11 protein-coding genes are annotated in these 14,126 nt (G+C 63.5%); 6 read left to right on the top strand and 5 right to left on the bottom strand.

Translation table 11 applies throughout. The features are described 5' to 3' along the window. The first annotated feature begins 14 nt into the window (after nucleotides 1-14). From XH98_RS00215 to XH98_RS00195, 5 genes are all read left to right on the top strand, one after another. The gene (locus XH98_RS00215; protein ID WP_271597329.1) at nucleotides 15-812 is read left to right on the top strand and encodes an enoyl-CoA hydratase/isomerase family protein; all 798 of its coding nucleotides are present in this window, start codon (nucleotides 15-17) and stop codon (nucleotides 810-812) included. A gap of 132 nt (nucleotides 813-944) precedes the next feature. After that, nucleotides 945-1,931, top strand: coding sequence for a Bug family tripartite tricarboxylate transporter substrate binding protein (locus XH98_RS00210; protein WP_442868527.1), 987 nt, complete (start codon nucleotides 945-947; stop codon nucleotides 1,929-1,931). 135 nt (nucleotides 1,932-2,066) lie between these two features. After that, nucleotides 2,067-2,609, top strand: a complete 543-nt coding sequence (locus XH98_RS00205; protein ID WP_271617397.1) for a tripartite tricarboxylate transporter TctB family protein — start codon at nucleotides 2,067-2,069, stop codon at nucleotides 2,607-2,609. Between the two features lie 13 nt (nucleotides 2,610-2,622). Beyond that, on the top strand, nucleotides 2,623-4,140 hold the full coding sequence (locus XH98_RS00200) for a tripartite tricarboxylate transporter permease (RefSeq protein WP_271617396.1): 1,518 nt from the start codon (nucleotides 2,623-2,625) through the stop codon (nucleotides 4,138-4,140). Between the two features lie 174 nt (nucleotides 4,141-4,314). Further along, nucleotides 4,315-5,142 (top strand): outer membrane protein, encoded by an 828-nt coding sequence (locus XH98_RS00195; protein WP_271617395.1) that lies wholly within the window; start codon nucleotides 4,315-4,317, stop codon nucleotides 5,140-5,142. A gap of 81 nt (nucleotides 5,143-5,223) precedes the next feature. Here the strand turns inward: XH98_RS00195 and XH98_RS00190 are convergent, their stop codons facing one another. From XH98_RS00190 to XH98_RS00170, 5 genes are all read right to left on the bottom strand, one after another. Further along, nucleotides 5,224-6,417 (bottom strand): CaiB/BaiF CoA transferase family protein, encoded by a 1,194-nt coding sequence (locus tag XH98_RS00190; protein WP_271617394.1) that lies wholly within the window; start codon nucleotides 6,415-6,417, stop codon nucleotides 5,224-5,226. Nucleotides 6,418-6,723: 306 nt separating this feature from the next. Beyond that, the gene (locus tag XH98_RS00185) at nucleotides 6,724-10,053 is read right to left on the bottom strand and encodes an autotransporter outer membrane beta-barrel domain-containing protein (RefSeq protein WP_271617393.1); all 3,330 of its coding nucleotides are present in this window, start codon (nucleotides 10,051-10,053) and stop codon (nucleotides 6,724-6,726) included. A 355-nt stretch (nucleotides 10,054-10,408) separates the two neighbouring features. Then, the gene (locus tag XH98_RS00180) at nucleotides 10,409-11,176 is read right to left on the bottom strand and encodes a class I SAM-dependent DNA methyltransferase (protein WP_271617392.1); all 768 of its coding nucleotides are present in this window, start codon (nucleotides 11,174-11,176) and stop codon (nucleotides 10,409-10,411) included. Beyond that, a complete protein-coding gene (locus XH98_RS00175) occupies nucleotides 11,173-11,322 on the bottom strand; it encodes a hypothetical protein (protein ID WP_271617391.1) in 150 nt (49 codons plus the stop codon). Before XH98_RS00175 ends, XH98_RS00180 begins: the two co-directional genes overlap by 4 nt. Continuing rightward, complete coding sequence (locus XH98_RS00170) at nucleotides 11,319-11,765, bottom strand: hypothetical protein (protein WP_271617390.1); 447 nt, start codon at nucleotides 11,763-11,765, stop codon at nucleotides 11,319-11,321. Before XH98_RS00170 ends, XH98_RS00175 begins: the two co-directional genes overlap by 4 nt. A 484-nt stretch (nucleotides 11,766-12,249) precedes the next feature. Between XH98_RS00170 and XH98_RS00165 the strand changes: the two genes are divergently transcribed. Then, nucleotides 12,250-14,126 (top strand): NF038122 family metalloprotease (locus XH98_RS00165; protein ID WP_271617389.1); only part of this gene is annotated, 1,877 nt, incomplete at its 3' end.

Below are 14,126 nucleotides of genomic sequence, written 5' to 3'. Positions count from 1 at the left end.
AAAGTGATAGCGCGATGAACCTACCCGCGACTGCCAACGAAGACCTGCTCTACTCCGTCACGGACGGCATCGCGCGGATCACCTTCAACCGCCCGCAGGCGCGCAACGCCATGACCTTCGCCATGTATGACCGCATGGCGGAGATCTGCCAGGAGATCAACGCCGATCGTTCGATCAAGGCGCTGATCCTCACCGGTGCCGGCGACAAGGCGTTCGCCTCGGGCACCGACATCTCGCAATTCCGAGCCTTCAAGACGGCGCAGGATGCGCTCGACTACGAAGCGCGGATCGACCGCGTGCTCGGCACGCTCGAACAGTGCCGCGTGCCCGTGATCGCGGCCATCGCGGGTGCATGCACCGGCGGCGGCGCCGGCATTGCCGCCTGCTGCGATCTTCGCATCGGCACTGAAACGACGCGCATGGGCTTTCCGATTGCACGCACGCTCGGCAACTGCCTGTCGATGTCGAACATCAGCCGCGTCGTCGCGCTGGTCGGACCTGCGCGCACCAAGGATCTGATCTTCAGGGCGCGCCTGGTCGAGGCGCAGGAAGCGCTCGCGCTCGGCCTCCTCACCGAAATCGTGCCTGACGTCGAGACTCTTCAGCGCCGCGCGGATGAAACCGCAAAGCTCGTCGCGAGCCATGCGCCGCTGACGCTGGAAACGACCAAGGAGGCGGTGCGTCGCATCCGTCCGACGCTGTCGCGCGAACAGGGCGAGGACCTGATCCTCAAGGCTTATATGAGCGAAGATTTTCGCGAGGGCATGGACGCCTTCCTCAACAAGCGCACGCCGAACTGGAAGGGCAGGTAGCGCGTGCTTCGTCAGCCGAAAGTCATATGGGGCCGAATGTCCGCCGGCTTGAATTCGCAACCCTTAGTCCGCACAATGCATCGATAAATTTCCCGGCATCACAAAGCCAATAATAGTCAGGGGACGATACACGTGCGTATTCCAGTGAAAGCCGTCGGGGCTGCGACGGCCTTGTTGTTCAGTGCGCCGGCCGTCGCCGGCTGGGAACCGACCAAACCCGTCGAGATCGTGGTGGCGGCAGGCGCGGGCGGCGCCTCTGACCAGATGGCGCGGATGATGCAGGCCGCGATCCAGAAGAACAATCTGATGAAGCAGCCGATGGTGGTCTCGCTCAAGGGCGGTGCATCGGGCGCCGAAGCGCTGATGTACATGAAGTCCAGCGAGGGCGATCCGAACAAGGTGCTGATCGCCTATTCGCTGATCTACATGCTGCCGCTCTCGGCCAAGATCCCGTTCAACTGGCGCGAGCTGACCCCGGTCTCGGTGATCGCGCTCGACCAGTTCGTGCTGTGGGACAATGCCGCCGGTCCCAAGACGGTGAAGGAGTTCATCGCGGCTGCGAAGGCGGCGAGCTCGCCGTTCAAGATGGGCGGCACCGGCTCCAAGCGCGAGGATCACGTGCTGACCGTGTTCCTGGAGCAGAAGACCGGCGCGAAGTTCTCCTATCTGCCCTATAAGTCCGGCGGCGAGGCTGCCACGCAGCTCGTCGGCAACCACACCGAATCCAACGTCAACAACCCATCCGAAAATCTCGAAGTCTGGCGCGCGGGCCAGGTGCGTCCGCTCTGCGTGTTCGACAAGGAGCGCATCTCCTACACCACCAAGGTGACCGACACACAGTCCTGGGCCGATATCCCGACCTGCAAGGAGGAGGGCGTCGACGTCCAGTACCTGATGTTGCGCGCAATGTTCCTGCCCGGCAAGGTCACGCCGGAACAGCAGGCGTTCTATGTCGAGCTGTTCCACAAGGTGACGCAGACCGCCGAATACAGGGAATACATGGAGAAGCAGGCGTTGAAGCCGATCTTCCTCACCGGCAAGGACATGGTGCACTTCCTCGAGGAGGACGAAGCCCAGAACAAATCGCTGATGACGGAAGCCGGTTTCGTCGCGAAGTAATCACACCCCCACCTCATGCTCTGCGAAGGCGGGGCATCCACTATGGCACAGAATGCGACGAAAGACGGCTTCTGCACGGCGTAGTGGATCATCCGCCTTCACGGATGACGACGGCGCAACTTGATCTGGCAGAGCATGTCCCAAACCGATCTTGAAATCGTCGTCGACGATCCAACCGCGCCTGAAGACAACTCCCCGTCCGTCACGCCGACCAGCACCGTCGAACTGATCGTCTGCCTGCTGCTGCTCGCGCTCGCCGCCATCCTCGGCTACGACAATTGGCGCACCGGTGCTTCCTGGGATTCAACCGGGCCGGAGCCTGGCTATTTCCCATTCTATCTCTCCCTCGTCCTCGGCGGCGCTAGCCTCTATGGCCTGATCGTCGCGTTGCCGGCGCGGCGCGCGATATCCGAAACCTTCGTCACGCGCGCACAGGCGCGCCGCGTGCTGGCGGTGTTCGTGCCGACGCTGCTGTTCTGCCTGGTGACGCAGTTCCTCGGCCTCTATGTCGCGAGCTTCCTTTTGATCGCCGGCTTCATGCGGGCGATCGGCAAGATCGCGCTTTGGAAGTCGCTGCTCACCGCTCTCGTGTTCGCGGCGATCATGTTCGTCACCTTCGACGTCGCCTTCGACGTCATCATGCCGAAGGGCCCGCTCGAAGCGGCCTTCGGCTACTAGGCGGACTTGCGCGATGGAAGCTCTTGGTCTCCTGCTTCACGGCTTCACCGTCCTGCTGACCTGGAAGACGCTCGTGCTGATGATGGTCGGGCTCGTGCTCGGCATCTTTGTCGGCGTGCTGCCCGGCCTTGGCGGGCCGAACGGCGTCGCCATCCTGTTGCCGCTGACCTTCACGATGGATCCGACCTCGGCGATCGTGATGCTGTCCAGCATCTATTGGGGTGCGTTGTTCGGCGGCGCCATCACCTCGATCCTGTTCAACATTCCCGGCGAAGCCTGGTCGGTCGCGACCACGTTCGACGGCTATCCGATGGCGCAGCAGGGCCGGGCGGCCGAGGCGCTGACCGCGGCGTTCACGTCCTCCTTCATCGGCTCGCTGGTCGCAGTGCTGCTGATGACCTTCCTTGCGCCGATGATCTCGTCCTTCGCGCTGAAGTTCGGTCCGCCCGAGTTCTTCGCGGTGTATCTGTTGACGTTCTGCTCCTTCGTCGGATTGGGCCGCGAAGCCAGGCACAAGACCGTCATTTCGATGTCGCTCGGCCTTCTGCTCGCCGGCGTCGGCATGGACACGGTGTCAGGCCAGCTGCGCATGACGTTCGGTTCGGCCGAGCTTCTGCGCGGCATCAACTTCCTGGTCGCCGTCATCGGCCTGTTCGGCATCAGCGAGATTCTGCTGACGATGGAGGAACGGCTGGCGCTGCGCGGTCACGCGGCGAGCATCTCGCTGCGCGTGGTGCTGAGCGTGTGGAAGGACCTGCCGAAATACTGGGTGACGTTGTTGCGCTCCTCTTTCATCGGCTGCTGGCTCGGCATCACGCCGGGCGGCGCGATCGCTGCGTCCTTCATGGGCTACAATCTGGCAAAATGTTTCGCCAAGGATCCCGAGAGTTTTGGCAACGGCCGCATCGAAGGCGTGTTCGCGCCGGAGACGGCGGCACATGCCTCCGGCACCTCGGCGCTGCTGCCGATGCTGGCGCTCGGCATTCCCGGCTCCGGCACCGCTGCGATCCTGCTCGGCGGTTTGATGGTGTGGGGGCTCAATCCGGGCCCGCTGCTGTTCGTCGAGCACAAGGATTTCGTCTGGGGCCTGATCGCCTCGATGTATTTGGGCAATGTCGTCGGCCTCGTGCTGGTGTTAACGACGGTGCCGATCTTCGCCTCGATCCTGCGCGTGCCGTTCGCAGCCATCGCGCCGATGATCGTGGTGTCCTGCGCCATCGGCGCCTACGCGATCCAGAACGCGATGTTCGACATCTGGCTGATGCTCGGCTTTGGTGTTGTCGGCTACGTCTTCAAGAAGATCGGTATTCCCTTGGCGCCGTTCACGCTGGCGCTCGTGCTCGGCAACCGCGCTGAAGACGCCTTCCGCCTGTCGATGATCGGCGCCGGCGGGAACCTCGGAGTGTTCTGGTCGAACGGTCTGGTCGGTTCGCTTACGACGCTAGCGATCATTCTGCTGTTTTGGCCCCTCCTTGACGGTCTGCTCGCCCGCGTCGGATGGAGGGGGCGGGCGAAAATCGCGGCAGAGTGAGTTCGGGACCAATCGACGTAATATCAATGGCTTGGTCCATCCATGACGTCCTGGTCCAAGTCCTGATGCTGACCGATTATTTCCAAATGTTGCTGCCGCGCGACAGCGGCGCCTGTTCGAAACGCGTATGGTTCCACCCAGATTGCAGCTTTTATTTTGATCGCGGGGGCGAGTATGAAGCGGATTGTGATGGGATTGGCGGCGGCCTCGTTGCTTACGACGCACGCCATGGCGGCGGACCTGGCCGCGAAGCCATACGTGAAGGCGCCCCCGATCGTCGATCCCGGATACAATTGGACGGGATTCTACGCTGGATTGAACGGCGGCTATAGCTGGGGCAGATCGAACGCGACAGCTGACATCGGCGGGTTTTTTCCTGCGGGATCCATAGCCACGGTCAAGCACAACGTGGATGGCGGCCTCGGCGGCGGCCAGGTCGGTTATAATTGGCAGGTGGACCGGAAATGGGTCGTCGGCGTTGAGGCCGACATCCAAGGCACCGGCGAGCGCGGCCGTTCGAACGACACGTTTGGGACGATCCGAATCGGCAGTTTCGGTATCACGCAGTCCTCGGCCACCAGCACCGATTTCCCCTGGTTCGCAACCTTCCGTGGACGCGGCGGCTTCCTTGTCGATCCGAGCTTGCTGCTCTATGCTACCGGCGGTCTGGCGGTCGGCGAGGTCAAGTTCGCGAGCACGCCGACGGTTACGATTCAGCGGTTCGACGGCAACAGCAACACACCGATCGGTGGTCCCATATCGGCCACCGGTGCGACGGTGTCGGAGAGCCAGACGCGGGTCGGCTGGACGCTCGGCGCTGGCCTCGAGAAGAAGTTCGCTCCCAACTGGTCAGCGAAGCTCGAATATCTCTATGTCGATCTCGGCACCAAGACCTACTTCAGTGGGACAGGGAACGACATCGACGTCCGCTTCCGCGACCATATTCTGCGCGCTGGGTTCAACTACCAGTTCACGGCCGGCCCGGTCGTCGCCAAGTACTGATCGGCAGGCAGTGTCGGATTGGAAAAGCCCCGGTTTTCCGGGGCTTTTCTCATGTGGGTGTCCGTGCGGGCCAGCCTTCGCTCACACGACGTTGGCGGCCCTGAGCGCGGCGATCTCGTCGGCGCTGAAGTCGAATTCCTTCAGCACCTCGTCGGTCTGCTCGCCGTACTCAGGCGGGCGAGCCACCATCTTGCTTGGCGTGCGCGACAGCGTGACGGGCTGGCCGACCAGGCGGATGTGGCGGCCCTCCTCATTGGGCACATCCTGCGCGATGCCGAGATGCTTGACCTGTGCGTCCTCGAACATCTGGTCGATAGCGTAGATCGGCCCGCAGGGTACGCCGGCGTCGTTGAGCTCGCGCACCCAGGTCTCGGTCGACTTGGTCACGGTGCGCTTCTCAATCTCGGCGTTGAGCGCGTCGCGGTTCTTGGAGCGGGCAGGGGCCGTCGCATAATCGGGATGACTGTAGAGCTCGGGCGCGCCGATCGCCTGCGCGCAGCGCTCCCAGATCCGTCCGCCTGTGGTCGCGATGTTGATGTAACCGTCCGAGGTCTTGAACACGCCGGTCGGGATGCTGGTCGGATGATTGTTGCCGGCCTGTTTTGCCACTTCATTTTCCATGAGCCAGCGCGCCGCCTGGAAGTCGAGCATGAAGATCTGGGCCTGTAGCAGCGAGGTCTGCACCCATTGGCCCTTGCCGGAGACCTCGCGCTCGAGCAGCGCGGTGAGAATGCCCATGGCGCAGAACAGGCCCGCGGTGAGGTCGGCGACGGGAATGCCGACCCGCATCGGGCCTTGTCCGGGCGCGCCCGTGATCGACATCAGCCCGCCCATGCCCTGCGCGATCTGATCAAAGCCAGGCCGCTTGTGATAGGGGCCGTCCTGGCCGAAGCCGGAGATGCTGCCATAGACGATGCGCGGGTTGATCGCGGCGAGGCTCTCATAGTCGATGCCGAGCTTCTTCTTCACGTCTGGCCGGAAATTCTCAACCACGACGTCGGCCTTGGCTGCGAGGCGCTTGAACACGGCAAGCCCGCGCGCGTCCTTCAGGTTCAGCGTCATCGCCCGCTTGTTGCGGTGCAAGTTCTGGAAGTCGGAGCCGCGCCGCGGTCCCCCCGGCTGCTCGCCGCCGGCATCTTCCGTCAGCGCGTCGATCTTGATCACTGTGGCGCCCCAATCCGCGAGCTGACGCACGCAGGTCGGCCCGGAGCGGACGCGGGTCAGGTCGAGCACAGTGAAGCGCGACAGGGCTTCGGAAGCGTGAGGAAAGGGCATATGGGATGGCTCCGGGAACAAACCGCGCGCCCACCATAATGCCGAAAGATCATGCGGCAAGCGTCGGCTGGCGCAGCCAGCCATGCGCCGAGTTTGAGAGCATCTCGTGGAACGAGCCTCTGCGCGCGCTCCTCATCGAAGCCCGCGCTCTGGATTCCGTCACATCGGCCCGGGCCCGGCAAAAAGTCGAAAACAACCCCATGCACAGTAGACCTCGGGGAGCCGCGCGCCTGCGCGGTCACGCCAATTCAGCGTGCGTGCCCCGGGCCTTAGCCGGGCCAGCCGCCCAGGAAGTCGGAAGGTAGCTCACCAGCTGTACTTGAACACGCCCTTGCCGGAATAGCTGGCGACGTTGCCGGAGAACTCGCCGTCGAAGGTGCCGGCGATCGAGAAGCCGTTCAGCCATTTCATCTCGGCGCTGGCGCTCACCAGCGCGGAATCGGCGTCGACCCTGGCGCCGTTGACGACGAAGCTGGCGCCGGGCAGCGTCTGGAACAGCGCCGTGACGGCGCGGCTCGGATCGTAGTCATGCAGCCAGGCGGCGCGGCCGCGCAAGGTCAACACACCGTTCTGCATCGCATAGGATTTGTCGGTGCGCAGGCCGAGCTCGGAGCGGATATCGGTCGGCGATTGCGAGGCGTAGTTCAGCGCAAACAGGCCACGGCCATTGAGGCTGACTTCGGAATAGTTGGGCAGGTTGACGTTCGTGACCTGGACGGCCGCGTAGGGCGTGATGCCGACCAGCGGCGTGGCGAAGCGATAGCCGCCCTCGACGCGCGCGGAGAAGGTGTCGGCCTTGAAGCGGCCCTGGAGCTGGTCGGCGCCGATCACGGTGCGGTTGGTGGTGACGTCGTGCCAGCCATAGGCGAGCGCGGCGGAAACATAGGCGGGGCCGAAATTGTGCCGGCCGTAGACGCCGGCCTGGAACAGGTCGGCCGAGCCCGTGCCCATCGCATTGGCAAGCGAGTAATTCAGCCCGCCGCCGCCGAGCGCGAAGCCGACCAGCGTATCCATCGAAACCCTGTAGTCGGCACCGGCCGCGCCGCCCCAGACTCGCGCCGTCAGATCCTGCGAGCCGACCGCGGCGTTGCCGCCGACCTGGGCCGAGCCGCCATAGCCGGCGGTCCAGACGCTCCAGCGATTGACCGGCTGCGACGACAGCAGCGGCGCCTTGGTCGCCATCGCAAAGGCCTCGCGCTCGCGCGCGGTGGCCGGGCGCATCGAGGCATAAGCTTCAGTGTCATCGCACTCGGCGAATTGCGCGACGCTGCCCGCCTTGGTGAAGCCGCTCGAGCGGCCCGCGATGGTCGGATCGAGCATCAGGTTGAGGAACTGGCCGTCGGCATTGATCGCGGACTGGATGATGCCGGTGCCGAGCTCGCCCGAGGCGGTGGTCAGCCCTGAAGGCGTCAGCGCGGCGAAGGCCGTCGGGATGCTGCCGGTCGTGTTGAAGAAGTTCGTCAGCGCGCTCGCGACGTTCTGCTGATTGGTGTTGAGGCCGCCGCTCACAGGCGTGAAGTTGACGCCGATGTTGAGGAAGACGTTGTTGGCGTTGTAGCTCAGCGTCGCGTTGATCGTCGATATGTTGGAGGTGACGGCCGGATTGAAGGTGGTGCCGCCGAGGCCGCCGGCTGCGGTCAGGATCGTATACTGCTTCTTGATGCTGCCGGAGCCGAAGATCGCACTCACCCTCGCGCTGCCGAGCGTGGCCGCGCCGGTGACGTTCGCGAGGCTGGCAGTGCTGGAGGAGACCTGCACCAGATAGGTCGAGGCGGCGGTGAAGCTCAGGCTGCCATTGACCGTCAGCGGCGCGAACGGATTGGCGGTGCTGCCCGGTGCGAGCGTGCCGCCATTGACGGTGACATTGCCGACCGCGCCGGAGCCTGGGGACGTGCTGCCGCCGGCGAGCGTGCCTCCGGCATTGACGGTGGTCGCGCTGACGATCGAGCCGTCGACCTCCAGCCTGCCGCCGTTGACAGTTGTCGCGCCGGTATAGGTGTTGGCGCCGGTCAGGATTTCCGTGCCGCCGGGCAGGGTGAGGCCGCCGCCGGCGCCGCCATCCTGGATGACACCGGCGAAGGCGCCGTTGCCGCTCGTGATCGTCAGCGTGTTGGCGCCGAGATTGACGCGTGCGGTGGCATCGGTGCCCGACAGCGATTTGATCGACGTGCCGGCGGCCAGGGCCGAGATGTCGAAGACGCCGTTGACGATGACATTGCGCGAGGTGGCGATGCTGCCGTCGCTGCCGCCATTGGCGAGATCCAGCTCGCCACCGGCCGCGATGGTCGTGGTGCCGGTATAGGTGTTGACGCCGTAGAGCTGCTGCGTCGCGCCGCTCGCGATGACGAGGTTGCCGCCGGTGCCGCCACCGATGCCGCCGTCCTGAATCACGCCACCGTAAAGACTGCCACTCGTGATCGTCAGCGTCCTGGACCCCAACGAAACGAAGCTGCCGCCGGTGGCGGAAACCAGAGCGTTCACCGACGCGCCGGAGGTCGTCTGCGAAATGTCGAATGTCCCGCCTGCACCTGGCGTGAACGTGACGCTCGCCGAGCTCGCGATCGATCCGCTGCCTTTCAGGGCCAGCGTTGCGCCGGCGTCGATCTGCGTCGCGTTGGTGTAGGTGTTCTCGCCGGACAGCGTCTGCGTTCCGCCGAAGACCTCGAGCCCGCCCGCCCCCTGGATCACGCCGGCGAACTCGGTCGCGCCGCTCGTGATGATCAGGTTCGTGTTGCCCATGTTGACTACGCCGCTCGAATTGCCGGCGAGCGTGGTGATCACGGCGGGAATTCCCGGATTCATTCCGGAAATATCGAAGATCGCATTCACCGTCACGACGCTCGATGACGAGATGTTGCCGAAGCCCGACAGCGCCAGCGTTCCGGCCGAGACCGTCGTCGCGCCGGTGTAGGTGTTGCCGCCGGTCAGGGTCAGCGTGCCGGTGCCGACCTTGGTCAGGCTGCCGCCGGTGCCGGAGATCGAGCCATCGACCAGGGTCGAGGTGTTGAGGCTGCCGGTGTTCAGCGTGTTGGCGCCGAGCACGTAATTGCCCGCGCCTTCGATCGAGCCCGTCGTCGTGCCGCCATTGGTCAGGCCGGAGATGATGACCGTGCCGCCGATATTGGTGACGAAGCGCGCGTTGCCGCCGCTGCTCGTTCCCGCGAAGCTCGTGATGCCGCCACCGTTGGTGGTGATCGTCACTGCGCCGGTGCCGCCGCTCGCGGTGCTGCTTTGCTGAAACGCCAGAGTGTTGCCGGAGGTGACGGCGAAATTCTGCGTATTGCCGGAATTGTTGATGATGCCTGTCCCGTTGACGGTGAATGGCTTGCCGACGGTGACCGAATAGGCCTGAGCGGTGCCGTTGAACAGGATCGTGCCGATGGTGACGGTGCCGTTGTTGTTGTCGACGGCGGTGCTTCCGGTGTTGCCGAAGGTTGCGGTTCCGTCCGGCACTGTGGGGCTCGACCAGTTCGTCGGAGCGGTCCAGTCGGTCGTGGCGCCGGTCCAGGTGCCGTCCACCGCATGCGCGGCGACGACGCCGAGGGCCGTGGTCGCGAGCAGGGTCGCCAGTGAATGCTTGATCACTGCACGCAGCCGGCCATCCATCCTTCCAGGCGCAATGATCGGGTCAGCCATCGGCCCTTCGCAAATCGCTAAAGTAAATCGGGAGCCACCGAGCCCCGGCACGATGATCCCACGGCGTCGCGACCGGCTGCAATGAACGGGCATCCATTGGCCCGACGTTCCCGCCCATTTCCCTTGTAATCTCAGCAATCGTGGCCGTTGGGCAACAATCTGTTGCATCGCAGCATAGCGGGGATTGAACCGGCGCGGGGCGGGTTGATGGCGGCGCCATCAACCAGGTTGCTGCTTCAGAGGTTGGCGCGGCCGCTCGTGGCTGCAAGGGACCTTCGATGTCGGGATGATCGACCGGGGTCGCCGTGCTGAGCGCGTTGCCCGGCGTTGCCGGGGCCATCGCTGCGCAGCGGTCTTACGGCGAGACGCGCCTCCTGGCGACGGTATAGGCGGCCCAGCTCTTCGAACTCGGCGCGTCCAGCGTCAGCCATGCGGCATGAGTGCCGGGCTCAAAGCCGCTCGCCGCGAGCGCGGCATCGATCTCGAACGGAAACCAGTAGCGCATATGATGCGCTTCATCGACCCGACGGATGGTTGCGCGATCGCTGTCCTCGCAGAACAGGGTGTAGTTCACGGTGACGGTCGCGGCCTGCTCGTCGTGGACGGATTGCGCGATGCGGGTCAGGCGCAACGGCTTCTGCTCGATCACCTTGACCCGCGTCTCGACGCCCTGCGCCAACACGGCGCCACCATACCAATAATCGAACAAGAATAGGCCGCCCGGTTTCAGCGCGGCGTGCGCGGTGCGAAACATCGCCGCCAGCGCATCGCGGCTGGTTTGATAGCTCGCGACGTGGAACAGCGACACGACCACATCGTAGTCGCGTTCCGGACCGGCCTCGCGGACGTCGCCCTGCCGGAACTGAATCGGAAGCCCAGCCTGCGCGACGCGCGCCTTGGCGCTTGCGATCATCTCATCGCTGAGATCGATGCCAGTAACGTTCCAGCCCCGTTGGGCGAAGGCCAGGGCATGCAAACCGGTGCCGCAGCCGATATCGAGCAGTTTGCCTGAAGATGTTCCATGGTCGCGCAGGCGTGCTTCGACGAAAGACGTCTCGCCCGCATAGTCCTTGTCCCGATAGAGCAGGTCATACCAGGGCGCGTAGTCAGCGAAGACAATCACGCCAGGATCTCCTTGAGCGCCTGCGCGGAGCGCGTGATGGATGGCCCTTCCGACGAGATCCGCCCGGTCCGGATACATTCGACGAGATATTGGGCTTCGTTGTCGTCGAGCAGCGGCGTGCTGACGGGAATGAACGGCGCGGTCACAGATTTGGACCCTTGATCCGGATCTCCGACGGCGCGACTTCCGCAAACCGTGTCTTGTCGTTTTCGCCGGAATAGGGGCCTTGCTTGATCTCGAACATCTCGACCGGCTCGAGAACGTGGAAGCCGTGGGCGCCGCTGCACAACAGGATGGTGTCGCCGGCACTCAGCACGCGGCTTTCCAGATATTTCTCGTTCATCGTGTAGAAGTCGACCTGGAGCTTGCCCTTCTGGATCAGCAGCACCTCCTGGGTGTAGTGCACCTCTCGCGTCACCTTGTTGTGGCGATGCGGCTCGATGCTCTTGCCCTTCGGATGGCTCATATACGCAAGTTGCTGCGACAATTCCGGTGTCGAGAAGAAATGAATCCCTGGCTCGCGGAACGAGGCGCGCACGATGATCGCGTAGAGTTGTTCGCCGAATCGAACATGTTCGACGTGTTCCATCCTGAGCCTCGAGTAAAAGTGATGCAATTAGAGTGACATAGATGTCCAGCGAGGCACTTTGGCCATTTTGGTCGGGACCGTCAAGGGCGGTCCGAAGAGGGGGCCTGCATGCGCGGGCCGGCAAACCGCAAAGGGCAGTGGAACCAGGATGGCTATCCGACTCGTATGACTACGGGACTTGATGCTTAATACGGTCTTGCGGAAGAGGCCGAGTCACCTCGCCCCATTTAAACCAAACGTATAGATATCAAGCTAGAATCTGCGTTCTACCCCGCTCGAATCGAGCGGGCTTACTGCTTCGGAGCTTTCCCTTGGCGACCGCGGTCAAAGCGTTGAACGTTTGTGCCCGATGGCGCGGTACTGGCGGGCATGTGTTCAAATTCACTTCGCGCTTCGCCTTTGCTTGGAGCCGAACTGCGGTTGAGCTGAATATTTTCGAGAGAGATAGGCCTTGAGATCAAAATCTACCCTGGACACAAATCTGGTGTCAGACGATCCGTTTTACACGGTCGTCGGCGATAGCATTCAGGGAAGCTACATCCCAGCGGGGTCGGCAGGCTCGGGGTCGGGTGGAGCAACGACCGGCTCTGTCTTGTCGGTCACCGCGGGCGGTATCATCATCAATCTCATTCTCGACGCCGCAGCGCAGGCCGCGCCGGCGAGCTTCAAGAGCGGCTTGCAGCAGGCGGTTGCGATCCTGGCTGCCAACCTAACAGACAAGATCACCGTCAACATCAACATCGACTACAGTGGCACAGGGGGCGGCGCAGCGGCCGGACCCGACAGCGGACTTTACGAGAACTATTCGTGGGTTCACTCGCAGCTGGTGAACAACGCCACCCCAGGCGACACCACGTTCAACAGCCTCCCGAGCGGGACAGCTATCCAGGGACAATCGAACGTCGCTGTCTGGAATGCGCAGCTGAAGCTGTGGGGTGTGATTGGTGCCAACGACACGACGACCGACGACGCCAGCGCGTATTTCTCGACCGATATCAATCCAAATCTTCTGGTCGGCGTTGCGCTCCACGAGCTGACCCATGCGATGGGTCGCGTGCCATATGGGGCGGCGCCTGACGTCTTCGATTTCTATCGTTTCACGAGTCCAGGCGCGCATCTGTTTTCCGGCGCCCAGACCGCGCCGGCCGCCTATTTCTCGCTGGACGGCGGTAACACCAAGCTCGCGGACTACGGCCAGTCTTCCGATCCGAGCGACTTCCTGAACAACGGTGTGCAGGGGCCCAACGATCCTTTCAACGAATACTATACAAGCAGCACCATTCAGGGCCTGACGGCAATCGATCTGAAGCAACTCGATGCACTCGGCTTCCATGTTGCCACCAGCACCCCGACGACGATCGAGGCTTATGGTGCGACCAGCCTTGTGCAGGCCGGCCGCAATTATTTCCTGGATCCGGTTGCAGGAGGCGGGGGACCGGCGCTGAAGCTGAATGGCGCTGCGGTCACCGTGGGGCAGATCGGAAATTGGGCGCCGATCGGGGTTGAGGCGACAGCGGGAGGCTACGAGGTCGCCTGGAAGCTGGCAGGTGCCGACCAGTACACGGTTTGGAACACCGACAGCAACGGCAACTATCTCAGCAATGCGATCGGCGCGGTCTTGGGCGGTAGCGTGGCCCTGGAATCGCTGGAGCCGAGTTTCCATCAGGATCTGAATGGCGACGGCGTGATTGGCCTGGTTGCCACTGTGTTGGAATCGTCAGGTGCGACGAGCCTCGACCTGATCGGCAGCAACTACTACCTGTACACGGCGGGCGCCGGACCGACGCTGAAGCTGAATGGCGCTGCGGTCACCGTGGGGCAGATCGGAAATTGGGCGCCGATCGGGGTTGAGGCGACAGCGGGAGGCTACGAAGTCGCCTGGAAGCTGGCGGGTGCAGACCAGTACACGGTTTGGAACACCGACAGCAACGGCAACTATCTCAACAACGCGATCGGCGCGGTGTCGGGCGGTAGCGTGGCCCTGGAATCGCTGGAGCCGAGTTTCCATCAGGATTTGAACGGCGACGGCGTGATTGGCCTGGTTGCCACTGTGTTGGAATCGTCAGGCTCGACGAGCCTCGACCTGATCGGCAGCAACTACTACCTGTACACGGCGGGCGCGGGACCGACGCTGAAGCTGAATGGCGCTGCGGTCACCGTGGGGCAGATCGGAAATTGGGCGCCGATCGGGGTTGAGGCGACGGCGGGAGGCTATGAGGTCGCCTGGAAGCTGGCGGGTGCCGACCAGTACACGGTTTGGAACACCGACAGCAACGGCAACTATCTCAACAACGCGATCGGCGCGGTGTCGGGCGGTAGCGTGGCCCTGGAATCGCTGGAGCCGAGTTTCCACCAGGATCT

Source organism: Bradyrhizobium sp. CCBAU 51745, assembly GCF_028128715.1.
Taxonomy (GTDB): domain Bacteria; phylum Pseudomonadota; class Alphaproteobacteria; order Rhizobiales; family Xanthobacteraceae; genus Bradyrhizobium; species Bradyrhizobium manausense.
This window is presented reverse-complemented; position numbering and strand designations above follow the sequence as displayed.